This window comes from Paenibacillus sp. SER-28, assembly GCF_052906305.1.
In genome coordinates this window covers 1-380 of sequence record NZ_JBRECM010000050.1, presented here as the reverse complement: position 1 = coordinate 380, position 380 = coordinate 1, and the positions used below count along the sequence as shown (strand labels likewise).

The 380-nt window shown below is 51.1% G+C and carries 1 protein-coding gene; it reads right to left on the bottom strand.

What is annotated here, in order from left to right; translation table 11 throughout:
- On the bottom strand, positions 1–380 hold a 380-nt coding region (locus ACUYLD_RS25525; RefSeq protein ID WP_446676234.1), incomplete at both ends, for a condensation domain-containing protein.

Sequence of the window (380 nt, the reverse complement as noted above, 5' to 3'; positions counted from 1 at the left end):
TAGGTCAACTGCTCTCCTTCGAAGAACAACGCTGGCTGTTCCGGTGTCTGCGCCGTTTGTGTCTCGAACAAGCCATGGATCGTTTGCCCGCTCGGATACTCGGCAGCTGTATCTCCCCATACGCTGAGAATTTGCTCGCGCTCCTGCTCACTTACCATATCCAGCTCGTGCACTCGAATGTCCGGCTTCGCCACCACCTGCTCCAACAGCTGTATCAGATGGCCCTGAGTCCGTTCAACAGCTTCTCGATCATATAACTTCGCATTGTATTCAAATCGGATTTTCATCGCTTCCTGCGGCATGACGACCAGATTGAAATCATAGTTGGTTTGTTCAATCATGCCGGCATTGCGAATTTCAAAATCCGACTCTGCACCTTC